A 13,562-nucleotide genomic window follows, 5' to 3' on the forward strand; every position below is an offset into this window, starting at 1 on the left:
ACCATGACTACAGACACCACCGCGCCGGACGTCCCGTCGGTCTCCGGCACCCCTTCCGCCACCCGCCCCGCAGGCAGTCGTACGACATCCACGGCCTGCCGCGGCCGGCTGCGCCGCCTGACCGGCGGCCTGGGCACCGTGCTGCTGTGCCTCGGCACGCTGCTGTTCGTCCTGCCGTTCCTCTTCACGGTCGCCACCTCGCTGCGCACCGCGGCGGACGTGGCCCGCTCCCCGCTGGGCATCCCGCACTCGCTGACCCTCAAGAACTTCTCCGACGCCTTCAGCCAGATCCACTACGGGCCCAGCACCCTCAACACCCTGCTGATCACCGGCTTTTCATGTGTGGCCGTCACCGTGATCGGCTCGCTCGCCGCCTATCCGCTCGCCCGGATCACCCAGCACTGGTCCACGGCGGTGTACCGGCTGTTCATCCTGGGCACGTCGATCCCCGTGTTCGTGGTGGTGGCGCCGCTGTACCTGCTGATGCGCGACCTGAACCTGCTGGACAGCTACGCGGGCGTCGTCCTCATCTACACGGCCCTGAACCTCCCGGTCGCCGTGTTCTTCTACACCAGCTTCATCCGCGCGATCCCGGCCGACCTGGAGGAGGCGGCGGCACTCGACGGCTGCGGGGCGTTCCGCACCTTCTTCACGATCATCCTGCCGCTGCTGCGGCCGGTCACCAGCACGCTGCTGACCTTCATCTCCCTGCAGATCTGGAACGACCTGCTGGTCCCGCTGGTCTTCCTGCAGGACCCCGGCAAGCGGACCGTCATGGTCAACGCGTACTCCTTCATCGACCCGCACACCGTGCAGCCGACGACCCTGTTCCCGGCCGCCCTGCTCGGTGTCCTGCCGCTGCTGCTGATCTTCGTCTTCTTCCAGCGCCAGGTGGTGGCCGGCATGTCCGCCGGCGCGGTCAAGTCCTGACCCACACCGGCCAGTCGGGCCGCGGCCCCAGACACACCACGAACTCACCGTCCGGGGCTGCCCCCTGCCCCGGCGTCCCGGAAGGACCTCCCACGATGTACGTGGTCTCCTACTTCACCAACGCCGACGAGGCGCTGCACCTGGCCTACAGCCACGACGGCCACGACTTCGTGAGCGTGAACGGCGGCCGGCCCGTGCTGCGCGGCACGGTCGGCACCGGCAGACTGCGGGATCCCTTCATCGGGGTGGGCCCCGACGGCCTGTTCCACCTGCTGGCCACCGACGGCTGGACGAGCCCCCACATCGTCCACGCCACCTCGGCCGACCTGCTCAACTGGTCGGAGCAGGAACTCCTGCCGGTCATGGCCGACGTGGACGGAGCCCACAACGCCTGGGCACCGGAGTTCTTCCTCGACCGCCAAGCCGGGCTGTACCACCTCATCTGGTCGTCGGTCGTCGAGGCCGGCAGCACCGCCGAGGGCCGCGACTACGAACACATCGGCCAGGACCACCGCATCTGGCACTGCACCACCGAGGACTTCCGAACGTTCTCGGCCCCGGCCGTGTTCTTCGACCCCGGCCACTCGGTCATCGACGCCACTGTGCAGGTGCTGGACGGCGGCGGATTCCTCATGGCGTACAAGGACGAACGCGGCAGCAACGACCTCGCCACCGCGCACAAGGACATCCACCTGATCACCTTCGACACCCCGGGCGGTCCGTCCACCTCCGCCGTCGGGCCGGTCACCCCCTCGGTGGTGGAGGGGCCGTCGATCTTCCGGCGCGGCGACGAACTGGTCATGATCTTCGACCACTTCCTCGAAGGCAGATACGGAGCGGCCCGCAGCAAGGACGGCGTGGACTGGGAGCCGGCCTCCCTGGCGCTGCCGCCGGGCATGCGGCACGCCTCCGTCCTCGACACCTCTCTCCTGGCCTCGCTCCCGACGCGCTGAGCCGGCCGCCCTCCCCAGAATCCGGGCGGATCCCGTCTTCCGGCCGCCCGGTGCAGGAAGCCCCGCGCCGCATCCCGCGGCGCGGCGGACACCGTCACCCATCAAGGAGCGTCGCGATGAAGCGTCGCAGATCGGACCGCCCGGGCCTTCGGGCATCCCGCATCCTCACCCTGCTCGCCACCCTGGCGGGCGCCCTCCTCCTCCCGGCCCACACCGCCCTGGCCGCGGGCACCACCTACTACGTCAACTGCTCGGCCTCCTCCAACGGCAGCGGCACCCAGGCCAGCCCCTGGAACTCCGTCACCGGCGTCAACAACACCACCTTCGCGGCGGGCGACAGCATCCTCTTCGCCGCCGGCACCACCTGCACCGGCCAGCTCACCCCCGGCGGCTCGGGCACCTCCGGCAGCCCCATCACCATGGGCTCCTACGGCAGCGGCGCCAAGCCGGTCATCGACGCGAACGGCGCCACCGGCCCCGTCATCCACCTGCTCAACCAGCAGTACTGGGAGATCGGCGGCCTGGACCTGACCAACGCCGCCTCCTCGCCCGCCTACCGCTCCGGCGTCCTCGCCGAGAACAGCTCCGGCGGCGTCCTGCACCACATCCGGGTGCACGACATGAACATCCACAACATCACCGGCTACGGCGGCGGCTGGTACTCCACCAACGCGGGCGTCGGCGTCCAGACCGACCACACCACACCGGTTTCCACCTGGGACGACGTGGTCGTGGAGAACAACACCTTCGACCACGTGGACCGCATCGCCGTCGCCGTCACCCCGGACGGCGACGGCCAGGGCACCGGCCTGACCACCGGCACGGTCATCCGCAACAACACGATGACCTACGACGGCGCCGACGACATCCTCGTCGTCAAGAACGACGGCGCCCTCATCGACGGCAACAAGGCCGGCTACGGCGGCGCCAAGAACACCTGCCCGCCCTCCGGCCAGTACTGCAACGGAGCCTCCGCCGGCATCTGGATGTCCGGCAGCTCCAACACCGTCGTCCAGAACAACGAGGTGTACTGCCACGTCAACGGCGCCGACGGCACCGGCTACGACGTCGACTGGGGCAACCACAACACCACGTTCCAGTACAACTACAGCCACCAGAACCTCGGCGGCTTCATGCTGGTGATGCCGCCCTTCACCATCGCCAACGAGCCCACCTCCACCGTCCCCAGCGACGGCACCGTGATCCGCTACAACATCAGCGAGAACGACGGCACCAACTCCGGCTGCCCCGCCTCCGGCACCCCCACCCACGGCACGGGCGTCTTCCACTTCGTCGGCAACATCCCCAACCAGAGCGGTAGTTCGGCCGCCGTCCCGCTCATCTACAACAACAGCATCTACGTCAACAAGAGCGGCCTGAACACCCCCATCCTGTACTCGCGGCGGGGATCGAGCGTCACCGGAACCCTCTCCTTCCGCAACAACGCGGTCTTCAACTACGGCACCGGCGGCTACTTCACCACCAGCTCCGGCTCGGTCTACTCCAACAACCTCTTCTACGGCACCCACCCGTCCTCCGAGCCCGCCGACTCGGCGAAGGTCGTGACCGACCCCGAGTTCCGCAACCCCGGCAACGCGGCCACCTCCTCCTCGTACACCGACAAGAACGCCTACCAGGTCCACCCGTCCTCTCCCGTCATCCGGGCCGGCACGGTCATCAGCGACAACGGCGGCAAGGACGCCTTCGGCAACACCGTCTCCGCTACGGCCGCGCCCAACATCGGCGCCTACAACGGCACCGGCGGCAACCTCGTCTCCAACGCGGGCTTCGAGTCGGGCTCCTTGAGCCCCTGGACCAACAGCGGCGCGGCCCCGTCCGTCACCTCGTCCAACGCCCGCACCGGCGGCTACGCCCTGACCACCCAGGCGAGCGGCAGCGGCGCCAACCAGACCCTCACCGGGCTGAGCCCCAACACCACGTATCTGCTGACCGGTTGGGCCAAGGTGGCGAACGCGGGCGAGTCCCTCGCCATAGGCGTCAAGAACTACGGCGGCACGGAGACGTTCACCAACGTCGCCACGACGTCGTACACCCAGGCGGCGGTCCTGTTCACCACGGGCTCCTCCAACACCGCGGCCACGGTCTACTGCTGGAAGAACACCGGCGGCAGCGGCGCGGGCTACTGCGACGACCTCGCGGTGGAGGCCCTGTCGTCGGCCACCAACGCGGTCACCAACCCCGGCTTCGAATCAGGCGCGTTGACCCCCTGGGCCCAGAGCACGGGCACGGCGTCCAGTGTGGTCGCCTCGAACGCGCGCTCCGGCACGTACTCCCTGCAGACGGGGAACAGCGCCAGCGGCGCGATCCAGACGGTGAGCGGCCTCGGCTCCAGCGGTACCTATCTGCTGGCCGGCTGGGCCAAGGTGGCCACCGCCGGTGAGGAGGTGGCGGTCGGCGTGAAGAGCTTCGGCGGTACGGAGACGTACCTGCGGACCTCGACGACGTCGTATGCCCAGCAGCCCATCTTCTTCACCACGGGTGCCTCGACCACCTCGGCCGCCGCGTACTGCTACAAGAACTCGGGCTCTGCGGCCGGGTATTGCGACGACTACACGCTCGTCAAGCTTCCCTGATCAATCCAACTCCCCAGGAGGCCCTGGCTGGGCGGGTCGGCACGTGCCGACCCGCCCACGAGCGTGTCAGCCTTGTGCCATCCCTTTGCGCACCAGGTACTTCGCGCGTCCGCGCCGCCCGATCGCCTCGGCCGGTGCGAGCATCGGCGGTACGAGCCACGGGAACGACTCCAGGATCCGGCACAGGATCGAGTCGCTGTACGGCAGGAAGTGCTCGAGCCGACGCTTGCGCAACGCGCGCTCGACGACCTTCGCGACGTCGTCGGCCGTGCTCACCTTCCCGAGGAAGTTGAGCAGGCTGCCGTCGTGTGTCGCCTCATGGAACAGCATCGGGGTGTCGACGGCGCTCGGGTGCCCATGAGCGCCGAACCCGCCGAGCCCGTGCAGTCACCGAGCAGGCGTCGTCGCTCGCAGCGCGCCACGAGCGAGGAACTCGTCGAGGCAGCGATCCGCGTCATCGGCAGGGAGGGCGTCGCCGCCGCCACGACCCGCAAGATCGCCGAGGAGGCCGGCGTCCCGCAGGGCACCGTCCACTACTGGTTCGCCGACAAGAACGAACTCCTTCAGGACGTGGTCCGCTCGATCGTCGAACGCCTGGAGAAGTCGGTCGCGACGGGAGACCTGCCCGACGGCGGAACGACGGCCGAGGACCTGCGGGTGGGGCTGAGCGCCGCATGGGCCGTCGTGGCCGGCGACGAGCCCGGCGTCCAACTCGGGTACTACGAGCTCACCGCGCTCGCGCTGCGGAATCCGTCGATGCGCGAGCTGGCCCGGCATCAGTACCGCAGCTACCGCGACGTGGCAGCACACGCCCTCGCCCCCCCTGCTCAAGGGCGTCGACCCGCAGCGGGCTGCCGCGCTCGCCCAGTTCGCGGCCGTCACCTTCGACGGCCTCGTTCTCGCCTGGCTCGCCGATCCCGAAGGCACGCAGCCCGAACAGGTCCTCGACCTACTGGCCGACGCCGTTCTCCAGGCGAAGGACAGCACTCCCGACATCCCCGCGCGCGGGCCCGGCACCGACACCTGACCCGTTCAGGCACCGACGTGCATCAGGGCTGCAACGGGCTGCACAACAGCGCCGCCGGACCCTGCGCGCTGCCCACCCGGGTGGTGAAGGCGATCCCGGCGGCGTACTCGTCAGCCGCGCACTGGCCCTTGTAGTTGCCGTGGGCGAAGTCGCCGCCGGCGCCGTCGGCGGGACGGTTGTCGGAACGATCGAACCAGACCGGACGACGGCCGAGACCCAGCGGGGTGCGGGCGGGCGCGCACAGGGCCGCCGACACGCGCTCGCCCCGCCGGCTGTAGCCGAGGAGGAACTGCCCTGCGGGGCACTGCAGTTTGGTGTAGCCGCTCGCCCAGTCGCCGCCCGCGGGGACGTAGCGCTCGTCGGTGACGACCGTCTGGGTGTTGCCCGCGGCGCGCAGGTCGCCGCCGGTCGTGTCGGTGCACAGGCCGCGACCGCCGCTGTGGCTGAGGCCGATCAGCCTCAGGCCGTCGGGGCAGGCCGCCTTGTAGGCGCCAGGGTCCCAGTCGCCGCCGGCCCGCACGCGCAGGGACTGCACGGCGTCACCGTGGTCGGCGGCGAGCATGCGCCAGACGGGCACCGGCGCGACGTACCCGGTACGGCTGGCGGATGTCATGAGGTGATTCCAGCCGGTGGCGCGCCAGTCGCCCTGGTCGAGGATGCCGTACCGCTGCCCCGCACTGTCGTAGCGCAGGAGAGCCCAGTCGTCATGGCCCTCCCAGCCGACCAGCGGCCAGTAGGCGAAGTCGGCGTCGTGGTCGGCGAAGTAGTCGGTGATGTTGCCGAACCAGGCGCGGGCGGCGCTGCCCGTCTCACCGGAGCCGATGCCGAACTCGCTGATCCACACGGGCGCGGTGTAGTGCTGCCCCTCCGTGGTGACGAAGAAGGCCTGATCGGCGAGGACTTGGTAGAGCTGATCGCGGGTCAGGTCCTGGTAACGGGGGTCGTGGGTCTCGCCGACTCCGGTGGCTCCGCTGTGCCGGGGACCGGTGTAGCCGTAGAAGTGGGCGGAGTAGACCAGCTTGTGGGCGTCCACGAGGGTGTGCGACAGCGTGCGGGCGGGCGTGAGCGTGGGGCGGTCGTGCGGCAGGCCGTCGACGGGCACACCGGTCCAGTTGATGCCTTCGATGACGATGAGGAGGTTGGGGTTCGCCTCGCTGAGGATGCGGTCCGCGGCGAGCTGGGCCGCGGCGTACCAGTCGTGGGCGTCGCCCAGGCCCCAGTTGGGGTCGTCCAGGACGTCACGGCGTACCTCGTTGTAGAGATCCGCGCCCACGACACGGGAGTTGGCGGCGTACCGGCGGGCCATGAAGACCCAGTCGTCGGCCCACTGCGAGGTGGACTGGCTGCTGTTCCAGCGTTCGTTGCCGTCGATGCCGCAGCACCAACGGGACGTGTTGGTGTGGTTGTTGAGGATGACCGCGAACCCGGCATCGGTGAGGCCGGCCACGACGGCGTCGTAGACCTGCAAGGGTGTTTTCCCACGCAGCTGCGGGTTGGCGGCGACGGCGGCGTCCGGAACCGGCGCCGTCGCGTGGATCATCTCGTTGGAGAACGGCAACCGGACGCTGTTGAGGCCGAGTTCGCGGAAGTCGGCGAGCAGTTGGGGCAGCGGGGCGCGGTCCAGGCCGAGAGGGATGCCGTAGGAGTTCTGGCCGGCGTGGTGGTTGGCGGGATCGGCGGTGCTGCCGCTTCCCGTCCACGAGCCCTGCGCGCCGTCCCAGTTGGCCGACTTCAGTCGGAAGCGCCGGCCCTGGGCGTCGACGATGTACCGGCCGCGGGTGGACAGCGGCGGCTGCCAGGTGTCGGCCGCCGGGGGAGCGGTCCGGGTGGCGGCCTCGGTGGCGGGAGGAGCGGGGGTGGCGGCGACTGCGGTCGGCGCCGTGGTCAGCAGCGTGAGAAGTGCGGCTATCGCTGACAGGTACTTGACAAATCTGAAGGTCTGCATCTGGTCCTCGGCGAGTGCGCGGTGGGGAAGGGACGAGCAGCGGCGCCACTTTACGAAGCAGCAGGGGCCAGGTCCATACCAGTCGCCCAGGCGGGGAGCGGAGGAGCCACCTCCACCGGACAGCCGATTCTCGCCACGCCCCGAGCCCGGTGTCTCGGCCGAACGGCCGATGCCCGCGACGACGACCTCAACCAAGAATTCAGAGGTCACCCGCTGAGGCCCTGACCAGCGCGAATACGCGTTTCGGTCCGCCGTGCACCGAGACCGGAGGGCCTGGAGTCCGTGCAGGCTGTCCCACCCCTGAACGGAGTCGTCGCCCCATGACCGCTGCTCTCGAACTGGTCGCCGCCCCTGCGGAGCGAACCAGGCACGCGTGGAGGCCGTACCGGCGCACGACCACCGCGAGGCCGCCGTGCTGGCCCCGCACGTCAACCTGGCGCGCGGCTGGAACACACAGTTGGACATGGAACGCGGCCGCCTCTTCTACGACGGGACGTTCTCGGCGACGAAGTACCGGGCCTGGCTTGACCGTTGGGCCGTGCGCTTCGTGGTGCTCCCCGACGCCGAGCCCGACCGCTACGGCGAGGCCGAGGCGGACCTGGCGCGCAGCCGGCCGGCATGGCTGGAGCCGGTATGGAGTGACGCGCACTGGAAGGTCTACCGGGTGCGGGACGCGGTTCCGCTGGTGTCGGCCCCTGCCACCGTGCTCCACACCTCGGACGACGCGCTCGAGATACGGACGCCGCGGCACGGCTCGGTGATCGTACGGGTGGCCTACTCGCCTTGGCTGCACGTTGAGGGCGGCTGCCTGCGCAGGCAGGGGGAGTCCACCCGGTTGACCGTCAACGGGCCGGGCGTGTACCGGATTTCCTGCGAGTACATCAGCAGGCTGGAGTGGTGGCACCCGCAGGAAGCCGCCAGTCATGACGGTCCAGACCTGCCCGCGCGGTGCCGAACATCCGGTGTTCGTGCATCTTGATGTGCTTGACGTGTCCTTCGCCGCCGGATGGCCGAGACGGCGCACGCCGCTTACGTTGGGATCATGCGGCTGAGAGCACTCGGGCCCTGCGCACTCGCGCTGGTCGCCGCGGCCACCCTGCTGCCGACCAGGCAAGCTGCCGAGACCGTGACCACGGTGACGTACAGCAAGACGGAGCGCACCCAGGCCCTGTCGTACTGGACCCGGGAACGCATGCGGCAGGCAGGCGCGAGCCTCGACGAGGGCACGACACCCGCGGACCAGCAGCCCTGGCGGGGCCCGCGCATCGCGCCGATCGGACGCCTCTTCTTCGTCGACGACAAGGGCGAGGACAGCTGGTGCACCGCCACCTCGGTACCCGCAAGGAACCGCTCGGTGGCGCTGACCGCCGCCCACTGCACGCAGGTCCCCGCCTCACCGGGCAACCACTACATCTCGCTGGTCTTCGTCCCGGGCTACGCCAAGGGAGCCATGCTGTACGGGGCCTACGCCGTACGGGCGTTCACGATGCCACGCTCCTGGGAGAGGGACGACACATACGATGTCGCCGCGCTGGTCCTGGATCCGCGGTCAGGACGCCGGCTGGCGGACGTCGTGGGCACTCAGCCGGTGGCCTTCACCGGCAAACCGGGCGGGAACGTCGCCTTGTTCGGCTACCCGGCCACCCGCCCCCAGCGCGGTGAAGAGCTGATGTCGTGCACCACGACCGCGCGAGCGGCCCGTGGCAACGGCCAGGCAGCCCCCTGCGGCATGGGAGGTGGGGCAAGCGGCGGACCATGGCTGGCTCGCTTCGACCCCGCGCAGGGCACCGGCACCGTGACGGGCGTAACCAGCTACGGCAACGGGCCCACCGACAGCACGATGACCGGGGCGGAACTCCTCGGCCCGCTCGCCCGGCAGGTGTACGACCAGGCACAGGGCAGGTGAGCACGGCAGGTCACCGCCCGGGAGGCGGTTCATGCCGCCGGCGGCCGGCCGACCTGGGCGGACCCGCGAACGGCGCGTGGCCACGGGTTCCGTCACGGCTCCGGTCGTCGGCCCCTTACCCGCCGGGGGCCGGGCCGGTGGCGCAACCGCGGGGAGCGCAGCGCGGCGGTTCGCGATGGGTCTGGGACGGGGCCGCCGGTCCGGTGTTCGACAAGGACGCCGTGCAGGACGAGCCAGGTGAGACTCAGGGCGATCAGCGCCTCGGCCCAGTAGAAGGCGGCGTAGTCGAGCAGGCTGCCGTTGGGCGGGTTTCCCGAGGCCGCGTTGCGCAGACCCACCAGGGCGAAGAGGCTGCCGGCCATCCAGCCCAGGGCGCCCCAGACCAGGCCGCGGCCCTGGCGCACGACCAGCCAGCAGGCGACCACCACCGCGAGGGCCACCGTCCACATGGCGGCGATCATGAACCAGGCGAGGATGAACGTGCTGCGTGACCGCTCGACGTCGGCGGTGACGGCGGCGACCCCGTCCTCGTAGTCGCTCGTGTGCGGTGTGATGGCGAAGTAGGGGTCCTGGTCCCGGAAACGCAGCGTTACGGGCACCTGCTGATGGTCGGCGATTGCGCCGACCACAAGAGTGGCGGCGTAGCGGTCGAACGGGTAATCCGACGCCGTCCCCTCGGTCAGGGGCACGGAGATCTCCTTCAGCCACGCCGTGCTGTCCGCCTTGAGCGGCAATGTGTTGCCGTCCGGTGCGTTGGTGATCAGTGTGATGTCTTCGACCGGTGATCCGTCGCCGTCGCCGTACTTACCGTGCGGTGCGGCGGTCAACTGCAGCGTGGCGGTGCGCTGTTCGGGATCGGTCTGCCGTATGGCTGCTTCGATGTCGAGCCGGTCGCGCGGCGCCGGTTCCGCGCCGACGGTCAGGCTCTTCTGCCGTGCCACGCGATCGTCCAGGTACAGCCCGATGCCGGCGCCGCAGACCGCCAGCAGGACGACGAGCAGGACCAGGCCATGGCGCCAGGACGGCGTACGCGTGGGAAGTCGCGCCCTCGGGTGCCGAACTCGTTGTCCCACAGGACCTCGACTTCCACGTCAGCCCCCGAGTCGCCACCGGCCATCCTCACTCATCAGGAGCGGCCTCGCAGCCGGAGGGGCTCACAGTGCGTGAGCCGATGGGGCTGGTGCTCATGGGGTTCCCCTCAGGCGCCACACGCCGCTTAAAGCGCTTTAGACGGCGGTGCCGTGCGGGTCGCCCCAGGGGCGTGTCAAGGGTGCTGCGCACGTCCGCGCGGACGCCTGGGCGGGCCGGGAGTCCGCACACCGGATGCCACGTCCGCATGTCATCACAAAGTCCTGACACGCCCCCGAAGCACAAGCGTGCTCTGCGCACCGTCTAAAGCGCTTCAAAAGATCGCCGGGCGGGATCCGCGGGGCTGTCAGTCGTCGCCGCGGCCTGCCTTGGCGCGCTGGCGAAGTGAGATGCGGTTGCCGTCCGGATCGAGCGCCTCGATGCGGATCCCGAACGGGTAGTCCTCCGGCTCGGGCCGGTCGAAGGTCACGCCCCGTTCGCGAAACAGCTCGACGTCCTTCCTCAGGTCGTCCGACTCGAGGAAGACCGGCCCGGGCGCGACACTCGCCCCGGCCTCGGCCGGCTGTCCCGCGGCCGGAGCATGCGGCCACAGGATGATCTCGAGGGGGCCGCCCGGGGTGCCCACGGTGAGAAAGCGTCCGTCGGGGCCGGGATAGTCGATGATCTTCTGCAGGCCAAGTTGTTCCGTGTAGAACCTCAACGCGCGGTCCTGGTCGGTGACATAGAGCGTCACGTACATGACGTTGGTCAGCATCGTGGTGTCCTTCCATCGCTCGGAGCCGAGTGGTCACCTCCCTGACGGACCCCGATGCGGGTTTGTGACGGAGGGGCGGAAGCTCGCGCAGGCTGCTGCCGGACAGCGGGCGGTGGCCCTCATCCCCACCCGGTGCCGGGTCGGCACCGGGTGGTGATTCACGGAACGCGCACAAAGCTTCATGTGAACTTTAAGTTTCAAGGGCTAGGCTCGTCGCACCCCCATTCCCCCCACATGTAGCAGGAGACTCGTTGTGCGCGACGGCGACGTAGTGGTGATCGGCGGCGGTTACGCGGGTGTCCGGCTGGCGAAGCGGCTGGACTCGGTGGCGCGGGTGACGCTGGTGGACCGCAAGGAGGTCTTCTTCCACCGCATCGCCTCCCTGCGTGCCGGAGTGCGCCCGGACTGGTCGGTGACGCCGTTCATTCCGTACGACCGACTGCTGAGCAACGGCCGGGTCGTCACCGGCAAGGCGCTGCGCGTGGACACCGCGGAACGGCAGGTCGTGCTGGCGACGGGGGAGCGGCTGCCGTACGACGTGGTGGTGATCGCGACCGGCGCCGACTATCCCGAACCGGCCCGCTTCACCGGCACGACCACCGAAGAGGCGATGAAGTCCTTCGCCGGTCACCAGCAGCAGATCGCCGCCGCCGAGCACGTCCTCGTCGTCGGCGGCGGGCCCTCCGGCGTCGAGCTCAGCGCCGAGGTGCGCCTGGCCCGGCCCGACGCCCGGGTCACGCTCGCCCACTCCGGACCGGCGCTGCTGCACAACACCGGCAGTGAGCGGGCCGGGCGCAAGGCGCGGGCCTGGCTGGAGGCCCACGACGTCGAGGTACGGCTCGACTCGTTCATGTCGCCCGGCTTCGAGTTCGGCACCTATCGGGACGCGCGCGGCAGCGTCATCGCCGCGGACCTCTCCTTCTGGGCGACGGGCACCACGCCCAACACCCTCTGGCTGCGACTGGGCGGACACGGCGACTGGCTCAACGCGGGCGGGCACATCAAGGTCGACCGGACACTGCGGGTCGAGGGGCATCTGGATGTGTTCGCGGTCGGCGACGTCAACGACGCCACCGAGCTCAAGATCACCCCGGCCGCGCTCGCCCAGGCCGACCTCGCCGCCTGGAACATCCGCACCTACCTCAACAGCTCCGGCAAGCACCGCAAGCAGCCCCGTTTCTACCGGCCGATCCACCGCACCCCGCTCATCGTGCCCTTCGGCCCGGCCGACGGACTGACCATGCTGCCCGTCCTCGGCGGCGAGAGCGCGGTCCTCGGCAGCCGCACCTCCGTGCTGGCCAAGGCGAAGACCCTGATGACGCCGTACATGAGGCGCCAGCTCGGGTACACCGTCGGCTGAATCGGTTCTGCGTCTGAGTGCGTGCCAGGGCCCGCGACGCCGAGCTGATCCGCGAACAGGCCCTAGGGTGCGGGCATGAGCTCGCAGACGTATCTCTCCGAACTGTTCTCGCTGGACGGCCGGGTCGCCGTGGTCACCGGCGGGAGTTCCGGCATCGGGCGTGCCGTCGCCGGGGCCCTCGCGCGGGCCGGGGCGAATGTCGTGGTCGTCGCGCGCAAGGAGGCGGAACTCGCCGCCACCGTCGACGAGTTGGTGGCCGACGGCTGCCGGGCCGCCTGGGTGAGCGGCGACCTGGCGACCCGCGACGGTGTGCGCGCGGCAGCCGAGCAGGCGGTCGAGGCGTTCGGGGAGCCCGACATCCTCGTCAACAGCGCAGGCATCAACCTGCGGCCGCCCATGGGCGAGTTGGGCGAGGAAGTATGGGACACCACCATGGCGGTGAACCTGGAGGCGCCCTTCCTGCTGGGCCAGCGGTTCGGCCCCCGCATGGCCGAACGGGGCTTCGGGCGGATCATCCACATCACCTCGCAGCAGGCGCACCGGGCGTTCGTCCAGAGCGGGGCCTACGGGGTGTCCAAAGGGGCGCTGGAGTCCCTGGCCCGTTCGCAGGCGGAGGCGTGGTCGCCGTACGGCGTCACCTGCAACACGCTCGTGCCGGGTTTCGTGATGACACCGCTCAACGAGCGCCTGTCCTCCGACCCCGAGAAGGTGGCGGAGCTGGCCGCGCGGACGATGGTCGGGCGCAACGGTCTCGCCGAGGACTTCGCGGGCGCCGCGGTGTTCCTGGCGAGCGGCGCCTCCGCCTACGTCACGGGGCAGGCCGTCTTCGTCGACGGCGGGCTGTCCGTGCACTGAGCCGACGCGGACCACTGGCCCCAAGTGAGCTGCTCAGCCCCGGAGTTCGGTGAGGAAGTCGATGAGCGCCTCGTTCACCTCGTCGGGACGTTCCTGCTGGATCGAGTGGCCGCAACCCGCCAGCTCGACGGGCTTGCGACGCAGGTTTG

11 protein-coding genes and 2 pseudogenes are annotated in these 13,562 nt (G+C 70.0%); 8 read left to right on the forward strand and 5 right to left on the reverse strand.

The window, feature by feature from the left end; translation table 11 throughout:
* The first annotated feature begins 3 nt into the window (after positions 1-3).
* The 3 genes from ABZ880_RS29885 (at position 4) to ABZ880_RS29895 (ending at position 4,477) form a co-directional block, all read left to right on the forward strand.
* Entirely contained in the window at positions 4-930 is a 927-nt protein-coding gene (locus ABZ880_RS29885) for a carbohydrate ABC transporter permease (RefSeq protein ID WP_361268773.1), read from the forward strand.
* Positions 931-1,025: 95 nt separating this feature from the next.
* The gene (locus ABZ880_RS29890) at positions 1,026-1,883 is read left to right on the forward strand and encodes a glycoside hydrolase family 43 protein (RefSeq protein WP_361268776.1); all 858 of its coding nucleotides are present in this window, start codon (positions 1,026-1,028) and stop codon (positions 1,881-1,883) included.
* A 116-nt stretch (positions 1,884-1,999) separates the two neighbouring features.
* A complete protein-coding gene (locus ABZ880_RS29895) occupies positions 2,000-4,477 on the forward strand; it encodes a carbohydrate binding domain-containing protein (RefSeq protein ID WP_361268779.1) in 2,478 nt (825 codons plus the stop codon).
* Between the two features lie 66 nt (positions 4,478-4,543).
* Here ABZ880_RS29895 and ABZ880_RS29900 read toward each other — a convergent pair whose 3' ends face one another.
* On the reverse strand, positions 4,544-4,807 hold the full coding sequence (locus tag ABZ880_RS29900) for a hypothetical protein (protein WP_361268781.1): 264 nt from the start codon (positions 4,805-4,807) through the stop codon (positions 4,544-4,546).
* A 27-nt stretch (positions 4,808-4,834) separates the two neighbouring features.
* Here ABZ880_RS29900 and ABZ880_RS29905 point away from each other — a divergent pair, with 27 nt between their 5' ends.
* On the forward strand, positions 4,835-5,638 hold the full coding sequence (locus ABZ880_RS29905; protein WP_361268783.1) for a TetR/AcrR family transcriptional regulator: 804 nt from the start codon (positions 4,835-4,837) through the stop codon (positions 5,636-5,638).
* Here the strand turns inward: ABZ880_RS29905 and ABZ880_RS29910 are convergent.
* Positions 5,527-7,449 carry a cellulase family glycosylhydrolase gene (locus ABZ880_RS29910; RefSeq protein WP_361268785.1) on the reverse strand — a complete coding sequence of 641 codons (1,923 nt, stop codon included), beginning with the start codon at positions 7,447-7,449 and terminating at the stop codon, positions 5,527-5,529. The genes ABZ880_RS29905 and ABZ880_RS29910 overlap by 112 nt on opposite strands.
* 355 nt (positions 7,450-7,804) lie before the next feature.
* On the opposite strand from ABZ880_RS29910, the pseudogene ABZ880_RS29915 reads away from it, so the two are divergent.
* Both ABZ880_RS29915 and ABZ880_RS29920 read left to right on the forward strand, forming a co-directional pair.
* A pseudogene (locus tag ABZ880_RS29915) lies at positions 7,805-8,428 on the forward strand (hypothetical protein); the annotation flags it as partial.
* A 63-nt stretch (positions 8,429-8,491) separates the two neighbouring features.
* On the forward strand, positions 8,492-9,355 hold the full coding sequence (locus ABZ880_RS29920; RefSeq protein WP_361268788.1) for a peptidase: 864 nt from the start codon (positions 8,492-8,494) through the stop codon (positions 9,353-9,355).
* 92 nt (positions 9,356-9,447) lie between these two features.
* Here the strand turns inward: ABZ880_RS29920 and ABZ880_RS29925 are convergent, their stop codons facing one another.
* Positions 9,448-10,428, reverse strand: coding sequence for a DUF4436 family protein (locus tag ABZ880_RS29925; RefSeq protein WP_361268790.1), 981 nt, complete (start codon positions 10,426-10,428; stop codon positions 9,448-9,450).
* A gap of 362 nt (positions 10,429-10,790) precedes the next feature.
* Positions 10,791-11,198, reverse strand: a complete 408-nt coding sequence (locus ABZ880_RS29930; protein ID WP_361268793.1) for a VOC family protein — start codon at positions 11,196-11,198, stop codon at positions 10,791-10,793.
* 253 nt (positions 11,199-11,451) lie between these two features.
* On the opposite strand from ABZ880_RS29930, the gene ABZ880_RS29935 reads away from it, so the two are divergent.
* Together ABZ880_RS29935 and ABZ880_RS29940 are read left to right on the forward strand one after the other, a co-directional pair.
* Positions 11,452-12,558 (forward strand): FAD-dependent oxidoreductase, encoded by a 1,107-nt coding sequence (locus ABZ880_RS29935; RefSeq protein ID WP_361268796.1) that lies wholly within the window; start codon positions 11,452-11,454, stop codon positions 12,556-12,558.
* Between the two features lie 75 nt (positions 12,559-12,633).
* Positions 12,634-13,413: an SDR family oxidoreductase gene (locus ABZ880_RS29940; protein ID WP_361268799.1), complete on the forward strand. Its 780-nt coding sequence runs from the start codon at positions 12,634-12,636 to the stop codon at positions 13,411-13,413.
* A 33-nt stretch (positions 13,414-13,446) separates the two neighbouring features.
* Here ABZ880_RS29940 and ABZ880_RS29945 read toward each other — a convergent pair.
* Positions 13,447-13,560 (reverse strand): annotated as a pseudogene (locus ABZ880_RS29945) (alpha/beta hydrolase); the annotation flags it as partial.
* Between the last annotated feature and the right edge of the window lie 2 nt (positions 13,561-13,562).

This window comes from Streptomyces sp. NPDC047043 (genome assembly GCF_040644055.1).
Classification (GTDB): Bacteria; Actinomycetota; Actinomycetes; order Streptomycetales; family Streptomycetaceae; genus Streptomyces.

Bases quoted from the DNA above. Each gene is read 5' to 3' on its own strand.
- ABZ880_RS29885 (WP_361268773.1), top strand. From the start codon at position 4: ATGACTACAGACACCACCGCGCCGGACGTCCCGTCGGTCTCCGGCACC.
- ABZ880_RS29890 (WP_361268776.1), top strand. From the start codon at position 1,026: ATGTACGTGGTCTCCTACTTCACCAACGCCGACGAGGCGCTGCACCTG.
- ABZ880_RS29895 (WP_361268779.1), top strand. From the start codon at position 2,000: ATGAAGCGTCGCAGATCGGACCGCCCGGGCCTTCGGGCATCCCGCATC.
- ABZ880_RS29900 (WP_361268781.1), bottom strand. From the start codon at position 4,807: ATGCTGTTCCATGAGGCGACACACGACGGCAGCCTGCTCAACTTCCTC.
- ABZ880_RS29905 (WP_361268783.1), top strand. From the start codon at position 4,835: ATGAGCGCCGAACCCGCCGAGCCCGTGCAGTCACCGAGCAGGCGTCGT.
- ABZ880_RS29910 (WP_361268785.1), bottom strand. From the start codon at position 7,449: ATGCAGACCTTCAGATTTGTCAAGTACCTGTCAGCGATAGCCGCACTT.
- ABZ880_RS29920 (WP_361268788.1), top strand. From the start codon at position 8,492: ATGCGGCTGAGAGCACTCGGGCCCTGCGCACTCGCGCTGGTCGCCGCG.
- ABZ880_RS29930 (WP_361268793.1), bottom strand. From the start codon at position 11,198: ATGCTGACCAACGTCATGTACGTGACGCTCTATGTCACCGACCAGGAC.
- ABZ880_RS29940 (WP_361268799.1), top strand. From the start codon at position 12,634: ATGAGCTCGCAGACGTATCTCTCCGAACTGTTCTCGCTGGACGGCCGG.